General features: G+C 58.0%; 12 protein-coding genes. 6 read left to right on the plus strand and 6 right to left on the minus strand.

The annotated features are described in order from the left end of the window. Positions 1-16 precede the first annotated feature (16 nt). Positions 17-1,483: an IMP dehydrogenase gene (gene guaB / locus AB8804_RS03200; RefSeq protein WP_371183026.1), complete on the plus strand. Its 1,467-nt coding sequence runs from the start codon at positions 17-19 to the stop codon at positions 1,481-1,483. A gap of 68 nt (positions 1,484-1,551) precedes the next feature. After that, positions 1,552-3,129: a glutamine-hydrolyzing GMP synthase gene (gene guaA, locus AB8804_RS03205; protein WP_148242436.1), complete on the plus strand. Its 1,578-nt coding sequence runs from the start codon at positions 1,552-1,554 to the stop codon at positions 3,127-3,129. A 151-nt stretch (positions 3,130-3,280) separates the two neighbouring features. On the opposite strand, the gene AB8804_RS03210 is transcribed toward guaA, so the two are convergent. Next, a complete protein-coding gene (locus AB8804_RS03210) occupies positions 3,281-4,510 on the minus strand; it encodes an MFS transporter (protein ID WP_371183031.1) in 1,230 nt (409 codons plus the stop codon). Positions 4,511-4,607: 97 nt separating this feature from the next. Here AB8804_RS03210 and AB8804_RS03215 point away from each other — a divergent pair, with 97 nt between their 5' ends. Beyond that, complete coding sequence (locus AB8804_RS03215; RefSeq protein WP_371183034.1) at positions 4,608-5,492, plus strand: LysR family transcriptional regulator; 885 nt, start codon at positions 4,608-4,610, stop codon at positions 5,490-5,492. Between the two features lie 3 nt (positions 5,493-5,495). On the opposite strand, the gene AB8804_RS03220 is transcribed toward AB8804_RS03215, so the two are convergent. After that, the gene (locus AB8804_RS03220; protein WP_371183037.1) at positions 5,496-5,687 is read right to left on the minus strand and encodes a YfgG family protein; all 192 of its coding nucleotides are present in this window, start codon (positions 5,685-5,687) and stop codon (positions 5,496-5,498) included. A gap of 349 nt (positions 5,688-6,036) precedes the next feature. On the opposite strand from AB8804_RS03220, the gene AB8804_RS03225 reads away from it, so the two are divergent. Then, positions 6,037-8,277, plus strand: coding sequence for an EAL domain-containing protein (locus tag AB8804_RS03225; protein ID WP_371183039.1), 2,241 nt, complete (start codon positions 6,037-6,039; stop codon positions 8,275-8,277). Between the two features lie 4 nt (positions 8,278-8,281). Here the strand turns inward: AB8804_RS03225 and ppx are convergent, their stop codons facing one another. From ppx to purM, 4 genes are all read right to left on the minus strand, one after another. Further along, complete coding sequence (gene ppx, locus AB8804_RS03230) at positions 8,282-9,823, minus strand: exopolyphosphatase (protein ID WP_371183041.1); 1,542 nt, start codon at positions 9,821-9,823, stop codon at positions 8,282-8,284. Positions 9,824-9,826: 3 nt separating this feature from the next. Then, positions 9,827-11,887 carry a polyphosphate kinase 1 gene (gene ppk1 / locus AB8804_RS03235; protein ID WP_371183043.1) on the minus strand — a complete coding sequence of 687 codons (2,061 nt, stop codon included), beginning with the start codon at positions 11,885-11,887 and terminating at the stop codon, positions 9,827-9,829. 229 nt (positions 11,888-12,116) lie between these two features. Next, positions 12,117-12,758 (minus strand): phosphoribosylglycinamide formyltransferase, encoded by a 642-nt coding sequence (purN, locus tag AB8804_RS03240; protein WP_371183045.1) that lies wholly within the window; start codon positions 12,756-12,758, stop codon positions 12,117-12,119. Beyond that, positions 12,755-13,792, minus strand: a complete 1,038-nt coding sequence (gene purM, locus AB8804_RS03245) for a phosphoribosylformylglycinamidine cyclo-ligase (RefSeq protein ID WP_371183047.1) — start codon at positions 13,790-13,792, stop codon at positions 12,755-12,757. Before purM ends, purN begins: the two co-directional genes overlap by 4 nt. Before the next feature lie 266 nt (positions 13,793-14,058). Between purM and AB8804_RS03250 the strand changes: the two genes are divergently transcribed. Together AB8804_RS03250 and upp are read left to right on the plus strand one after the other, a co-directional pair. Further along, positions 14,059-15,489, plus strand: a complete 1,431-nt coding sequence (locus AB8804_RS03250; RefSeq protein WP_371183051.1) for a 6-phospho-beta-glucosidase — start codon at positions 14,059-14,061, stop codon at positions 15,487-15,489. A 217-nt stretch (positions 15,490-15,706) separates the two neighbouring features. Continuing rightward, positions 15,707-16,333: a uracil phosphoribosyltransferase gene (gene upp / locus AB8804_RS03255; protein ID WP_371183054.1), complete on the plus strand. Its 627-nt coding sequence runs from the start codon at positions 15,707-15,709 to the stop codon at positions 16,331-16,333. Positions 16,334-16,405 lie beyond the last annotated feature (72 nt).

Below are 16,405 nucleotides of genomic sequence, written 5' to 3' on the forward strand. Positions count from 1 at the left end.
GTCAGAGATATTGCCCATGCTACGTATCGCTAAAGAAGCACTGACGTTTGACGACGTCCTCCTCGTTCCCGCTCACTCCACCGTTCTGCCGAATACTGCCGATCTCAGCACGCAGTTGACGAAAACCATTCGCCTGAACATTCCTATGCTCTCAGCGGCAATGGACACCGTGACCGAAGCGCGCCTGGCTATTGCCCTGGCACAGGAAGGCGGCATTGGCTTTATCCACAAAAACATGTCTATCGAGCGCCAGGCGGAAGAAGTTCGCCGCGTGAAGAAACATGAATCCGGCATCGTGTCCGATCCGCAGACCGTTCTGCCAACCACCACCCTGCACGAAGTGAAGGCCCTGACCGAGCGTAACGGCTTTGCTGGCTACCCGGTTGTGACCGAAGAGAACGAGCTGGTGGGCATCATCACCGGCCGCGACGTGCGCTTCGTGACCGACCTGAACCAGCCGGTCAGCGTCTACATGACCCCGAAAGAGCGTCTGGTGACCGTGCGCGAAGGCGAAACCCGCGACGCGGTGCTGGCAAAAATGCACGAGAAACGCGTTGAGAAAGCGCTGGTTGTCGACAGCAGCTTCCACCTGCGCGGCATGATCACCGTTAAAGATTTCCAGAAAGCAGAACGTAAGCCGAACGCCTGTAAAGACGAGCATGGCCGTCTGCGCGTGGGCGCGGCGGTTGGCGCGGGCGCGGGTAACGAAGAGCGCGTTGACGCGCTGGTTGCTGCGGGCGTAGACGTGCTGCTGATTGATTCCTCACACGGCCACTCCGAAGGCGTTCTTCAGCGCATTCGTGAAACCCGCGCAAAATATCCTGACCTGCAGATCATTGGCGGCAACGTGGCGACGGGCGCAGGCGCGCGCGCGCTGGCGGAAGCTGGCTGCAGCGCGGTGAAGGTGGGCATCGGCCCAGGCTCCATCTGTACCACCCGTATCGTCACCGGCGTAGGCGTTCCGCAGATCACCGCCGTATCCGACGCGGTTGAAGCGCTGGAAGGCACCGGCATTCCGGTAATTGCTGACGGCGGGATTCGCTTCTCCGGCGACATCGCCAAAGCTATCGCCGCAGGCGCAGCCGCCGTGATGGTGGGCTCCATGCTGGCAGGGACGGAAGAGTCCCCGGGCGAGATCGAACTCTTCCAGGGCCGTTCTTACAAATCATACCGCGGCATGGGCTCCCTGGGCGCGATGTCTAAAGGCTCCTCCGACCGTTACTTCCAGACCGATAACGCCGCCGACAAGCTGGTGCCGGAAGGTATCGAAGGCCGCGTGGCCTATAAAGGCCGTCTGAAAGAGATCATTCACCAGCAGATGGGCGGCCTGCGCTCCTGCATGGGCCTGACCGGCTGTGGTACCATTGACCTGCTGCGTACTAAAGCGGAGTTCGTACGCATCAGCGGTGCGGGTATCCAGGAAAGCCACGTTCACGACGTGACGATCACCAAAGAGTCCCCGAACTATCGTTTGGGCTCCTGATTTTCTTCGCCCGACCTCGCGTCGGGCGATTTATTTAATCTGTTTCACTTGCCTCGGAATTAGCGTCAATGACGGAAAATATTCATAAACATCGCATCCTCATCCTTGATTTCGGTTCTCAATACACTCAGCTGGTGGCGCGCCGCGTGCGTGAGCTGGGCGTTTACTGTGAGCTGTGGGCGTGGGATGTCACGGAAGCACAGATCCGCGAATTTAACCCAAGCGGCATAATCCTCTCCGGCGGCCCGGAAAGCACCACCGAAGAGAACAGCCCGCGCGCGCCGCAGTACGTATTCGAAGCGGGCGTGCCGGTATTCGGCGTGTGCTACGGCATGCAGACCATGGCGATGCAGCTGGGCGGCCACGTTGAAGGCTCTAACGAACGCGAGTTCGGCTACGCGCAGGTTGAAGTTGTTACCGACAGCGCCCTGGTGCGCGGCATCGAAGACTCCCTGACCGCAGACGGCAAGCCGCTGCTGGACGTGTGGATGAGCCACGGCGACAAAGTCACCGCCATCCCGTCTGACTTCGTGACCGTTGCCAGCACCGAAAGCTGCCCGTTTGCCATCATGGCGAACGAAGAGAAACGCTTCTACGGCGTGCAGTTCCATCCGGAAGTAACCCACACCCGCCAGGGTATGCGCATGCTGGAGCGCTTCGTGCGCGACATCTGCCAGTGTGAAGCCCTGTGGACGCCGGCAAAAATCATCGACGACGCCGTAGAGCGTATTCGCCAGCAGGTTGGCAATGACAAAGTGATCCTCGGCCTCTCCGGCGGCGTGGACTCTTCCGTGACCGCGATGCTGCTGCACCGCGCCATCGGTAAAAACCTGACCTGCGTCTTCGTGGACAACGGCCTGCTGCGCCTGAACGAAGCCCAGCAGGTGATGGACATGTTCGGCGACCACTTCGGCCTGAACATCGTTCACGTGGAAGGTGAAAAGCGCTTCCTGGACGCGCTGAAAGGCGAGAACGATCCGGAAGCCAAGCGTAAAATCATCGGCCGCGTGTTCGTTGAAGTGTTCGACGAAGAAGCGCTGAAGCTGGAAGACGTGAAGTGGCTGGCGCAGGGCACCATCTACCCTGACGTGATCGAGTCCGCGGCCTCCGCGACCGGTAAAGCGCACGTTATCAAATCTCACCACAACGTGGGCGGCCTGCCGAAAGAGATGAAGATGGGCCTGGTTGAACCGCTGCGCGAGCTGTTCAAAGACGAAGTGCGCAAGATCGGCCTGGAGCTGGGTCTGCCGTACGACATGCTCTACCGCCATCCGTTCCCGGGTCCGGGTCTGGGCGTGCGCGTGCTGGGCGAAGTGAAGAAAGAGTACTGCGACCTGCTGCGCCGCGCGGACGCGATCTTCATTGAAGAGCTGCACAAAGCCGACCTGTACAACAAGGTGAGCCAGGCGTTCACCGTGTTCCTGCCGGTTCGCTCCGTCGGCGTGATGGGCGATGGCCGTAAGTACGACTGGGTTGTCTCACTGCGCGCGGTAGAAACTATCGACTTCATGACTGCCCACTGGGCGCATCTGCCGTATGACTTCCTGGGCCGCGTGTCCAACCGCATCATCAACGAAGTAAACGGCATTTCACGCGTGGTGTATGACATCAGCGGTAAGCCACCGGCAACGATTGAGTGGGAATAACTCCCGCCCAATAGTCTCGTGATTATCAAAGCCCGCACTCTGCGGGCTTTTTTTCGCTAAATCATTTCACCGCTTGCTCAATTGTCCGGGCGATTTCTTCCGGATGGCTCACTTCTGTGATTAGCCATGCGACAACCACAGAAGACCATTTCTATGTATCCGCGCTGTTTGCGGCACGCGCCTTTTTGTACCGACGTGTCAGCATCGCGCCTGGGATACGTTGAGATACAGTTTGCCTGCCTCTACCGCGCGCGATAGCGATGGCTAACCCCGCTATGACCAGCGTCAGACCCAGTGAAACCAACATGGCTTCGGCAATACCCAGCGTTTTATTGAGCCACGCATAGGCAAACGGCGACATTGCCGCCATCAGCTGTCCGGGGATAAACAGCCAGCCCGTGAGGCTGGCGTAGCGCTCGGCGCTGAACAGCTCCAGCGGCAGCGTCGCTTTGACGATGGTCATCAGCCCGTTAATCGCCCCATAGCCGAGCACAAACCCGGCTGCGCTCCAGGCAAACGCGGAGCTGCTCAGGCCGATAAGAAAGCAGACTGGCATGGCGAGGGCGGTAAAAAGCGTCAGCCTTATCGGCGTTAAGCGCCCGCCTGCCAGCACCTCCATCAGCCGAGCGCCGGTCTGGCCCACTCCCCACAGCGCGCCAGCGCTGACCGGCAGGCCGAAGCTGACGAGAAACTCAGGCAGATGCGTGGAGGTGCCGTTAGAGACGAACGTGATAAGCGCGATGAACAGGGCGTAAAGCCAGCCGCTGCGGCGATCGTTCTTCGTGGCCGGGGCCGCAGGCTGTGCATTTACGGCGAGCCGCTGGCGCGGGAGGTTGCGAATGAGGAGCGCGCTTAACAAACCGAACAGGGCATAGACCAGCAGCGCGCTCCGCCAGCTCATAATGTGGAGCAGCGAGTCCCCCAGCGGCCAAAAGACCGCCGATGCCAGCCCGCCCGCCAGCGTAATGCGGGAGATCGTTCGTCTCGCCTGCTGGCCGTACAGATTCACTATCGCGGCGAAGAGCGCATCGTAGAGCGACAGGCGCATGCCAACCCCCGTCAGCACCCAGGCGCAGTACCAGCCCGCGAGGGAGGAGGCATGCGCCATGCTCAGGCAGCCTGCGGCAATCATTAGCGTGCCGCTCATGACCACGCGCTGGCCGCCCAAACGGGCCAGCAGAAACGCGACGAACGGGGAAACGCCCGCCATGACCAGCATCGCCAGCGTCAGGCCGAGGTAGATTTGCGGTGATGACCAGCCGCTGTCGGCGGAGATAGCCGATGCAAACGTGCCGGGCATGTAAAAGGAAATGCCCCAGTTGATGAGTTGATTACACCCGGCCCGGAGGGCGAGGCTGCGGGGAAGCGGAGCAGTTTTCATGTGGTTTCATTCCGACAGGCAGTTGTCCTCAGCATATCCGGCACGCTATTGTGCTGGCAGAGCCTTAACCTTATGAATGGCATAAGAGAAACTTTGAATGACGACGCTCAACCTCGGGCAGATTGCAACCTTTCGTCTTGTCGTGCAGCGCGGCAGCTTTTCCGCAGCGGCGGATGCGCTGGGGATTTCCCAGCCTGCGGTCAGCCTGCAAATTCGCCAACTGGAGCAATTTTTCCAGACGCGGCTGCTCGAACGCACCGGGCGGGGCATCAAGGCGACGCCCGCGGGGCTCGCGCTGCTGGTGCAGGCGGAACGCATCGAGCAGACCGTGGATGAAGCGATACGCGCCGTGGGCGCGCTCAGCCACGAGGTCAACGGCACGATTACCCTGGGGACCGGCGCAACGGCGTGCATTCACCTTCTGCCGCCTCTGCTCCAGCAGCTGCGCAGCGATTATCCGCTGCTGAGCGTCGGCGTGACGACCGGCAACACGCGCGATATCGTCCGCGCCGTGGAGGAAAACCGTCTTGATATGGGGCTGGTGACGCTGCCGGCGGCCGGGCGGGCGCTTAACGTAACGCCCGTGATGGACGAAGAGTTTGTCTTTATCGCTTCGCAGCAGGCTGATTTTGCGGGCATGACGCCCGAGCTGCTGCATGCCCATCCGTTAATCGCGTTTGAATCGGGAAGCGGCACGCGCGCGCTGATTGACGGCTGGTTTGCCGCGAGCGGGCTTGCCATCGCGCCGGTCATGGAGCTTGGCAGTATCGAAGCCATTAAGCGAATGGTGCGGGCCGGGCTGGGCTACAGCATTGTGCCGGGCATGTCGGTCGCGCATTCAGCCGATCGTGAGGGGCTAAGCGTGCGTTCACTCAGGCCGGTACTGGGGCGACAGCTGGCCGTCGTGATGCGTCAGGATAAAATCCTCAGCAGGGGGATTGCGGGCATTGTTCGCCTGCTGCAGCACCGCTGCGCGGGCTAGCGCTTAGCGCTCGGGCGTTGTTTCGACGGTCAGGCTGGACTGCTGGGACTGAATTTTGTCCTGATGGTGATACCAGGCGCCAATAGAGGAATAAACGAAGCGGCCAAAGAAAAACAGGAAGCTGATGAGCAGTATGATGCGGGTCATCCGAGTGTTAAATCGATGTCGTTTGCGCATAGGCGGGGTCTGGCTCACGCTGTTTTCCTGGGTATACCCTTCCGGGCGATGCGGCTATTAAGGCACAGCAAGGGGAAAGGGTCAATTACGGAATGCGTAAAAAACCGTCAATTCAATGCATTTGCTTATTTTATTAATGATTTGTATATATTGGCCGCTCTGATAGGAATTAAAAAGAGGGTAAAAAAATCGTCATAAAGCGCAAAGCGATAAATCTAATTTGATTTAGGTCAACGGATTCCCGTCACCAGTAACTAAAATCCCTCCTCCTGCATGGTTGGGCAAATTTCATCTGTACCGCATGCGCGTCAGGATGGATGCCTGTCTTTAATTACTCTCTGGAGAGAAAAGGCTAACCCGGGCATCTATGACTATTATTTCCTTTCTAAAACGCAAAAAAGATCGCTGGTGGGCGCTTCCTCTCGTTTTACCCGTTTTGCTGATGCCGCTGCTCAGCGTGGCGAACACCTATACGCACCTGGGTGAAGGCACCGTCATCCTCTACTATTTTCCGCTCTCGTTTCTGCTGACGATGATGCTGATTTTTGACTTTGCGGCGCTGCCGGGCATTGTAGTGTCGCTGATCTGGCGCTACTACCCGACCGTTAGCCTGTTTGAAACGCTGGCGAGCGTGCTTCACTTCGTTGTTCCCCTGGTGCTCAGCTGGGGAGGGTATCGCGTGTTTGCGCCCAAGCGTAACCGGATCGCCTACGGCGACGCGCGGCTGATGGGGCAGCGAATATTCTGGCAGGTGTTCTGCCCGGCAACGATGTTCCTGCTCTTTTTCCAGTTTGCGGCCTACCTGGGCATATATGACAGCCGGCAGAGCCTGCAGGGGCTCAACCCCATGAACATCTATACCCTGATCAACTACCAGGCGCTGCTGGTCAGCGGACTGACGGCGGTCCCGCTGAGCTATTTGCTCATCCGCCTGATTCGCCACCCGCGCTACCTCAACGCGGTGGTCTCGCAAATCCGCATGCAGATCGACAAAAAGGTTACGCTGACCGAATTCACGATCTGGGCGGCGATTCTGGGCGGATTGCTTTCGCTGCTGCTGCTTCCGATGAACGAAAATAGCTCGATATTTAGCACCAACTATACGCTGTCGCTGCTTATGCCGGTCATGCTCTGGGGGGCGATGCGCTTTGGCTATAAGCTGATGTCGATCATCTGGACGCCCGTGCTGCTGGTGACGATCCACTATTTTTACCGTTATATTCCGATGAATCAGGGGTATGACATTCAGCTGGCGATAACCTCCTCAAGCTACCTCGTTTTCTCCTTCGTCATCATCTATATGTCGATGCTGGCGACGCGGCAGCGCGCGGTGAATATTCGCTTTCGCAAGCTGGCGCTGCTTGACCCGGTCCTGCATATGCCGAACCTGCGCGCGTTATCCCGTTCGCTGAGCAAAACGCCCTGGTCAGCCCTGTGCGTGCTGCGTATTCCCGAGCTGGAGGTGCTGGGGCATAACTATGGCGTCCTGCTGCGCATTCAGTACAAGCAAAAGCTGGCGGAATGGATAAACAATTCGCTACGTCCGGAGGAGGGCGTTTACAACCTGACCGGCTACGATCTGGCGATCCGCATGACCTCCGAAGCGCACCAGGAGCGCATTGAGGCGCTGGACGCGCACATCAAAGAGTTTCGCTTTATCTGGGACGGCATGCCGCTTCAGCCGCAGGTGGGCGTGAGCTACTGCTACGTTCGCTCGCCGGTGAAACATCTTCACCTGCTGCTGGGCGAGCTGAGCGTCATTGCCGACCTGTCGCTTTTCACGCATCATCCTGAAAATCTGCAGCAGCGCGGCGCGATGCATTTACAGCGCTCGCTCAGGAGCAAAGTCGACATGATGAACCGCCTTCAGCGCGCGCTGGAACAGGACGAGTTTATTCTGAAGGTTCAGCCCGTCAGCGGGTTACGAGGCGATCGCTTTTATGAAGTGCTGCTGCGGATGCCGGACGAGCAGGGTGAGCTTCTCTCTCCCGACCGCTTCCTTCCCGTTGCGCAGGAGTTTGGCCTGTCGTCTCGCGTGGATCTGTGGGTGATTGAACGCACGCTGCAATTCCTCGCCACGCACCACGACCGCCTGCCGGGGCAGCGTTTTGCGATCAACCTTGCGCCGTCGACGGTGTGTCGCGCGCAGTTCCCGCACGAGGTGTCGCTGCTTTTGACGACGTACGGCATTGAAGCCTGGCAGCTGATTTTTGAAATCACGGAATACGGCAGCTTTGGCGGCACCGAGCAGGTGACGCAGACGCTTAAACAGCTGCAAAAAATGGGCGTGCGCATCGCCATCGATGATTTTGGCACCGGCTACGCCAGCTACGCGCGCCTGAAAAGCGTGGATGCCGATATTCTCAAGATTGACGGCAGCTTTATCCGCAATATCGTCAGCAACAGCCTGGATTACCAGATCGTGGCGTCTATCTGCCATCTGGCGCGAATGAAAAAGATGCTGGTGGTGGCAGAGCAGGTTGAAACGGAAGAGATACGCAGCGCGGTGAATGCGCTGGGTATCGACTATGTGCAGGGAAATCTGATTGGCGAGCCGGTTGAGCTGGAGTCGCTTCTCGAAGAGCAGGCGCCGCGGGTGGACGCCTGAGCCGTTAAGCCGCCACTTCCGGCGAGCTTTCTTCTTCGATTTTAAGCATCCAGCCGGTTACCGCTTCCCAGTACTGCTGCTCTTTTTCCAGATCCAGCAGGACCAGCGCGTTCTGGCTAAACCAGTCGTGCGGGAAGCTCAGCGTCCAGTGGTGATCGTCCGTTGTCAGCCTTAGCGTCGGCGGCGTGGTCGTGGCCTGGCGCTGGTTGTTAAGCAGCACGCCGAGGCGCAGCAGCTGAATCAGCGGCAGGAACTGCTTTTTCTTGAACAGCGTAAAGCGCGGCAGATCGTCAAGCTTGATGGCCTTGCGGTGGTAGCGCACCAGGGTGGCCATCATGGTCTGCTGTTCCTGATTAAAGCCCGGCAGGTCGCTGTTCTGCAGGATATACGCCGAATGGCGGTGCATCCCGCTGTGATTGATGTTCAGGCCGACTTCATGCAGCATGGCTGCCCATTTGAGCAGGGCGGCAAGCTGCGGATGGTCCAGCTTGGGGTTTTGCGCCTGCCACTGCTCGTACATTTGCACCGTGGTTTCCAGCACGCGCTTAGCCTGTTCGCGATCGATGTTGTACTGGTTTGCCAGGCTTTGCGCCGTGCGGCTGCGAATGTCCTGATGGCGGAAGCGGCCCTCCATTTCATACAGCACGCCTTCGCGCAGCGCGCCGTCAGAAAGGCGCAGCTCCTTGATAGCCAGCGCGTCAAACACGCCGCAGAGGATCGCCAGCCCCGGCACGAATACGGATTTCCGCTCTTCAGAAAGCCCCGGCAGGCTCAGCGAATCGAAGCTTTTATGCTTTAGCACTTCGTCGGTGAGCAGAGTCAGACGTTCAGGGGTGATAATCCCGTCCTTTTCGCCCATCGCCAGCAGCACTTCATGCGCCGCCTTAATGGAGCCCGATGCGCCGAGCGCAACGTTCCAGCCCTGAATGCGGTACTGCCAGGCCAGATTTTCCAGCTTCTGGATCGCGGCCATGCGCGCGCGCTGGAAGTTCTCGCGGGTGATTGCGCCGCCGGGGAAGTACATCTGCGCGAAGCTGACGCAACCCATGCGGCGGCTTTCCACCAGGCGCGGCTCAAAGTCTTCGCCAATCACCAGCTCCGTCGATCCGCCGCCGATGTCGATCACCAGCTTGCGGCCTTTTTCTGGCTGAGTATGTTCAACGCCCATAAAGATCAGGCGCGCTTCCTCGTTGCCGGAGATGATCTCAATCGGGTAGGGGATAACCTTTTCCGCGCGCTTGAGAAACTCGGCGGCGTTCAGCGCCTGGCGCAGGCTGTGCGTGCCGACGATGCAGACGCTGGACGGCGAAAATCCCTGCAGGCGCTCGGCAAACAGCGAGAGGCAGTTTAATCCGCGCTCCATCGCCTCTTCGCTGAGCATGCCGCGCGCGTCCAGGCCGTCGGCCAGGTGTACGCGCTGCTTCAGGCGGCCGATGATCTGCATCGCGCCATCCACCTCGCGGGCGATGACCATGTGGAAGCTGTTAGAACCAAGATCGACCGCAGCAAACTCCTGCGGTCGGGGTGCGTTATCATTTATCGGCATAGGTTAATCGGGTTGCTCGAGTGATTTGATATAGTCGTAAATCGCCAGCTGCGACCGCACTTTACGGCGATTGCCGCGCGGCACGTAGCGATTACTGAGTTCTTTGTCGATATAGCGTGCTTTCACCGTATCGCTAAACAAAATCTCGATAATGTCGAGGATTTGCTGTTTCAGGCGCGGATCAAGCAGCGGAGCCGCGACTTCAATTCGGTAATCTATGTTACGCGTCATCCAGTCCGCGGATGAGAGATACACCTGCTTATCGCCCGCATTATCAAAGATATAAATGCGGTCGTGTTCCAGATAGCGGTCCACGATGCTGATCACGCGAATGTTATCGCTAATGCCTTCCAGCTCCGGGATCAGCGAGCACATGCCGCGAATGAGCAGGTTAACCGGCACGCCGGAGCTGGACGCCGCGTACAGGCGATCGACAAGCCCTTTATCAACCAGATTGTTGAGCTTGAGCGTAATGCCGGACGACAGGCCCTGCTGCGCGTTGGCAATCTCTTTGTCGATCATCTGATACAGCAGGCGCCGCGAGTTCTGCGGGGAGACGAGCAGATAGTCGAAGCTCACCGGGCGGTACGGATTCTCGATGAAGTTAAATACTCGACGCACCTCGTTGGTGATCCGCGCGTCGGCGGTCAGGAGCGAGTAGTCGGTATAAATGCGCGCGGTTTTCTCGTTAAAGTTGCCGGTGCCGATGTGGGCGTAGCGCACCACTTCGTCGCCCTCTTTACGGGAGATCAGGAACAGCTTGGCGTGAATTTTCAGCCCCGGCGCGGAGAAGATCACGTGCACGCCGGCTTCCGTCAGGCGTCGCGCCCAGTGGATGTTGGCTTCTTCGTCGAAGCGCGCCTGCAGCTCCACCACCACGGTCACTTTCTTGCCGTTGTGCGCGGCGTGGATCATCGCGTCGATGATGCGCGAATCTTTCGCCACGCGGTAGATGTTGATCTTGATCGCCAGCACGTTCGGGTCGAACGACGCCTGGCGCAGCAGTTCAAGCACGTGCTCGAACGTGTGATACGGATAATAGAGCAGGACGTCGCGCTCGCGGATGGCGTCAAACCCGTTGCGGAACTTATCGAACCAGATATGGCGCAGGCGCGGCAGCGGCTTGTTCACCAGGTTGGCTTTGCCGACGTTCGGGAAGCCAATAAAGTCTTTAAAGTTGTGATAGCGGCCGCCGGGGATAATGGAGTCGTAGCGGGAGATGGTCAGCTTCTCGCGCAGCATTTCCACCATCGCGTCGGGCATGTCGCGCTGATAAACAAAGCGCACCGGCTCGGCGGTCAGGCGCTGCTTGAGGCTTGAGGACATCAGCTCCATCAGGCTGGCTTCCATCTCATGCACCAGGTCATATTCGGCGTCGCGGGTCATCTTCATCGAGTAGGCGTTGAGCGCGTCGTAATCGAAGAAGCCCTTGAAGATATCGTCCAGGCAGTAGCGAAGAATGTTGTCCAGCAGGATCATCGGCTTGCGTCGGCGCGGCGTTTCCGGCGGCAGATTCACAAAGCGCGGAACCTTATCGGACGGAATTTCCAGCAGCGCGTAGCTGATGCTCTCGCCGCGAATAATTTCGACCGCCAGATAGGTGTAATCATCCTTCAGGAACTGCACCAGGTCGGTTTCGCGGTTGATCAAAATCGGCGTAATGTGCTGGCGCAGATAGTGTTTGAAGTAATGACGCAGCCAGGTCTGCTGGTTGACGGAAAGCTGGCGTTCGTTGATCAGGAAGATTTGGTTGCGCGCCATTTCCAGCAGCAGCTCGTTGTAAAGCCCATCAAACTCCTGATCGGCCTTCATGACGCGGGACTGAATTTTGCCGAGCAGGTGGCGCGAGTGCGAGTTCAAACCCTGCTCTTCGCTGATGATGATCCGCCGCTTCAGTTCGGCAAAACGCACCTTGTAAAATTCATCCAGGTTATTCGAGTAGATACCTAAAAAGCGCATACGCTCAATCAGCGGGTTGGTTTTGTCCGCCGCTTCCTGAAGCACGCGCTCGTTAAAGGCTAACCAGCTAAGCTCTTTCTCAATGTATAACTTTTCCTGACCCATTACAGCTCACACTCCAGTTCAATCACAGGACGTGGTAAATCCGTCTCGTCCTTATTATGGCGAGCATTTCCACGATATGTCCAACAGTGCCAGAAAAGTATGACAGTTATTTTTTTTGTTGGGGAATTTAGAGGGTTGGAGAAGGGATTGTCGGGTGGCGCTGCGCTTACCACGACCTACGGGACCGTAGGCCCGTGCAAGCGAAGCGCCGCCGGGCAATTCAAACAGACTACTCTTCCGCCGCATGACCCTGCGGGGGTAACTTCACGCCGTCCAGCCATGCTGCGCCGTCGCGCATCTCAAGACGCCCGTCGACAAACCAGCTTACTACCAGCGGATAAATGGCGTGTTCCTGCGCCTGCACGCGTTCAGTTACGTCATCTTCGCTGTCGCCGTCAAAGACCGGGACCTTGGCCTGCAGGATCACCGGCCCGCCGTCCAGCTCGTCGGTGACGAAATGCACGGAGGTGCCGTGCTCTTCGTCGCCGTTTTCCAGCACCTGACGGTGGGTGTGCAGGCCAGGATATTTCGGCAGCAGAGAAGGGTGGACGTTAAGCAGGCGTCCGGCATAGTGCGCCACAAAGGCCGGGCTGAGGATGCGCATGTAGCCCGCCAGCACCACGACGTCGGGCGCGTAGGCGTCAATCTCCTGCACCAGCTCGCGGTCGAACGCTTCGCGACCGGCGAACTGGCTGGCCTCCAGCGCGTGGGCGGGAATGTTCGCTTCCCGCGCCCGCTCAAGGCCGAACGCGTCGGCCTTGTTGCTGAACACTGCCCGAATGGTGCCATTGATTTTCTTCTGCCTGCAGGCGTCTATGATGGCCTGCAGGTTGCTTCCGTTACCGGAAATGAGCACCACGATGTTTTTCATTCAATGACCACACGCTGTTCGGAATCGGAGGCTTTAATCGTACCGATTTTCCACGCGTTTTCACCTTTCTCGTTCAGCAGCTTAACTGCGTTTTCCGCTTCGCTCGCCGGCAGGGCGATAAGCATGCCCACGCCGCAGTTAAAGGTGCGATACATTTCGTGGTCGCTCACGTTACCGGCCGTTTGCAGCCAGTTAAAGACGGACGGCCACTGCCAGGAGGATTCGTCGATAACGGCCTGCGTGTTGTCCGGCAGCACGCGCGGAATGTTTTCCCAGAAGCCGCCGCCGGTCAGGTGGGCAATGGCGTGCACGTCCACATTCTCGATAAGCTCAAGAATGTTTTTCACGTAGATGCGGGTTGGGGCCAGCAGGTGGTCGGCCAGCGGTTTGCCGTCGAGCTCGGTGGTCTGCGGGTCGCAGCCGCTGACCTCGAGGATTTTACGCACCAGGGAGTAGCCGTTAGAGTGCGGTCCGCTGGACGCCAGGGCAACCAGCACGTCGCCGTCAGCCACTTTGCTGCCGTCAATGATTTCTGATTTTTCTACTACGCCGACGCAGAAGCCCGCGACGTCATAATCTTCGCCGTGATACATACCCGGCATTTCCGCGGTTTCACCCCCGACCAGCGCACAGCCAGATTGCAGACAGCCTTCGGCGATGCCGTTGATCACGCTGGCTGCGGTATCCACGTCCAGCTTGCCGGTCGCGTAGTAGTCGAGGAAGAACAGCGGCTCCGCGCCCTGCACCACCAGGTCATTGACGCACATCGCCACCAGGTCGATGCCGATGGTGTCGTGACGCTTAAGATCCATCGCCAGGCGCAGCTTGGTGCCCACGCCGTCCGTACCCGAGACCAGCACAGGTTCACGATATTTTTGCGGCAGCGCGCACAGTGCGCCGAATCCACCCAGGCCGCCCATCACTTCCGGGCGACGGGTTTTTTTCACCACACCTTTGATTCGGTCAACCAGCGCATTACCTGCGTCAATATCAACACCGGCATCTTTGTAGCTGAGAGAAGTTTTGTTGGTCACGGCTTAAGTCCCCACGCGATTGCATAGCTTGTAAGAAAAATCGGCGCAATTCTAACAGTCCAGGCAAACGTTTGCGAGCCTATTATCGGAAGGCGTTATTTTTTTTCTACACGCCTTGTTACCGCTGCCAAAGTTGACTCCGTTCACGGAAATGAAACCGGTTTCGGTTTTCTGCTTGCAACCCGTTACCCCTTTGAACATCATCGTTCTGAAACCGGTTTCTGTAACTGTTTTTGCAGAAAATAACGCAGAATGAGGGAATGAGAATGTCAGGATTCAAAGCAGGTTTTCTGTGGGGCGGCGCCGTTGCCGCACATCAGCTTGAAGGCGGCTGGAAAGAGGGCGGCAAGGGCGTCAGCGTTGCCGACGTAATGACGGCGGGGGCGCACGGCGTGCCGCGCGAAATTACGGCGGGCGTGCTGGAGGGGAAAAATTACCCTAACCACGAAGCCATCGACTTCTACCACCGCTATAAGGAAGACATCCAGCTTTTTGCCGAGATGGGATTCAAATGCTTCCGCACCTCCATCGCCTGGACGCGCATCTTCCCGAAAGGGGATGAGCAGGAGCCAAACGAAGCGGGCCTGCAATTCTACGACGATCTGTTCGACGAGTGCCTGAAGCACGGCATTGAGCCGGTCATTACCCTGTCGCACTTCGAAATGCCTTTCCATCTGGTCACCGAATACGGCGGCTGGCGCAACCGCAAGCTGATCGACTTCTTCGTTCGCTTCGCAAAAGTGGTGTTCCAGCGCTACCAGCACAAGGTGAAGTACTGGATGACCTTCAATGAGATCAACAACCAGGCCAACTTCCACGAGGACTTCGCGCCGTTTACCAACTCCGGGCTGAAGTACGCGCCGGGTGAAGACCGCGAGCCGGTGATGTTCCAGGCGGCGCACTACGAGCTGGTCGCCAGCGCGCTGGCCGTGAAGGCAGGGCGCGAGATTAATCCGTCGCTGCAGATTGGCTGCATGATTGCCATGTGCCCTATCTACCCGCTGACCTGCGCGCCGGACGATATGATGATGGCGATGAACGCCATGCACCGTCGCTACTGGTTCACCGACGTGCACGTGCGCGGCGCGTATCCGCAGCACCTGCTCAACTACTTTGAACGCCGCGGCTTTGCGCTGGATATTACTGAAGAAGACAAAGCCGCGCTGAAGCAGGGCTGCGTGGATTACATCGGCTTTAGCTACTACATGTCCTTTACGACCAAGGCGACGGCGGACAACCCGCAGCTGGACTACGACGAGAGCAAAAGCCTGGTCTCCAACCCGTACGTGCAGAAGTCCGACTGGGGTTGGCAGATTGACCCGGTTGGCCTGCGCTACTCCCTGAACTGGTTCTGGGATCACTACCAGCTGCCGCTGTTCATCGTTGAAAACGGCTTTGGCGCGATTGACGTGCAGGAGAGCGACGGCACGGTGAACGACCAGTACCGCATCGATTATCTTGCCGCGCACATCAGCGAGATGAAAAAAGCGGTGGTGGAAGACGGCGTGGACCTGATGGGCTATACCCCGTGGGGCTGTATCGACCTCGTATCTGCCGGCACCGGCGAAATGAAAAAGCGCTACGGCTTTATCTTTGTCGATAAGGACAACGAGGGCAACGGCACGCTGAACCGCAGCAAGAAGAAGTCGTTTGACTGGTATAAGCAGGTGATTGCGAGCAACGGCGATAACCTGTAATTGTCGGGTGGCGCTAACGCTTACCCGACCTACAATACACGTAGGCCCGCGTAAACGCAGCGCCACCGGGCAGAACCCCACACTAAAGCCGGAGCTCAGCCTCCGGCTTTTTTGTCTTTGCTTGATCCCTGTCAAGCAACATGGGTATGGCCTAATCCGAAAAAAGCGGTATAATCCGGCGATTTTTTTGCGGATGCCACCTCAGAGGAGAAAGAGAATGAAGATTGTGGAAGTGAAACACCCACTCGTTAAACACAAGTTGGGCCTGATGCGTGAGCATGACATCAGCACGAAGCGTTTTCGCGAACTGGCTTCTGAAGTGGGCAGCCTGCTGACCTACGAAGCAACCTCCGATCTGGAAACCGAAAAAGTGACCATCGAAGGCTGGAACGGCCCGGTACAGGTTGAGCAAATCAAGGGTAAGAAAATCACCGTTGTGCCCATCCTGCGTGCGGGTCTGGGCATGATGGAAGGCGTGCTGGAGCACGTGCCGAGCGCGCGCATCAGCGTCGTTGGTATCTACCGCAACGAAGAAACGCTGGAGCCGGTCCCGTACTTCCAGAAGCTGGTGTCTAACATCGACGAGCGTATGGCGCTGGTCGTTGACCCTATGCTGGCAACCGGTGGCTCGATGATTGCCACCATCGACCTGCTGAAAAACGCAGGCTGCAGCAGCATCAAGGTGCTGGTACTGGTCGCGGCGCCTGAAGGCATCGCGGCGCTGGAAAAAGCGCACCCGGACGTAGAGCTGTATACCGCCTCCGTCGACGAGGGGCTTAACGAGCACGGGTACATTATCCCGGGGCTTGGCGATGCCGGCGATAAGATTTTTGGTACTAAATAATCGAATAACGATAAAAAAGCCGACTTTGATAGTCGGCTTTTTTTTGAATAAAACACCAACAACAATACTCAG

The sequence above is a fragment of the Enterobacter sp. KBR-315C3_2022 genome, assembly GCF_041399425.1.
Taxonomy (GTDB): Bacteria; Pseudomonadota; Gammaproteobacteria; order Enterobacterales; family Enterobacteriaceae; genus Enterobacter.

Coding starts and splice junctions, on each gene's coding strand:
- purN (WP_371183045.1), bottom strand. CDS start 12,758: ATGAAAAACATCGTGGTGCTCATTTCCGGTAACGGAAGCAACCTGCAG.
- ppk1 (WP_371183043.1), bottom strand. CDS start 11,887: ATGGGTCAGGAAAAGTTATACATTGAGAAAGAGCTTAGCTGGTTAGCC.
- guaB (WP_371183026.1), top strand. CDS start 17: ATGCTACGTATCGCTAAAGAAGCACTGACGTTTGACGACGTCCTCCTC.
- upp (WP_371183054.1), top strand. CDS start 15,707: ATGAAGATTGTGGAAGTGAAACACCCACTCGTTAAACACAAGTTGGGC.
- AB8804_RS03225 (WP_371183039.1), top strand. CDS start 6,037: ATGACTATTATTTCCTTTCTAAAACGCAAAAAAGATCGCTGGTGGGCG.
- guaA (WP_148242436.1), top strand. CDS start 1,552: ATGACGGAAAATATTCATAAACATCGCATCCTCATCCTTGATTTCGGT.
- AB8804_RS03215 (WP_371183034.1), top strand. CDS start 4,608: ATGACGACGCTCAACCTCGGGCAGATTGCAACCTTTCGTCTTGTCGTG.
- AB8804_RS03250 (WP_371183051.1), top strand. CDS start 14,059: ATGTCAGGATTCAAAGCAGGTTTTCTGTGGGGCGGCGCCGTTGCCGCA.
- AB8804_RS03210 (WP_371183031.1), bottom strand. CDS start 4,510: ATGAAAACTGCTCCGCTTCCCCGCAGCCTCGCCCTCCGGGCCGGGTGT.
- ppx (WP_371183041.1), bottom strand. CDS start 9,823: ATGCCGATAAATGATAACGCACCCCGACCGCAGGAGTTTGCTGCGGTC.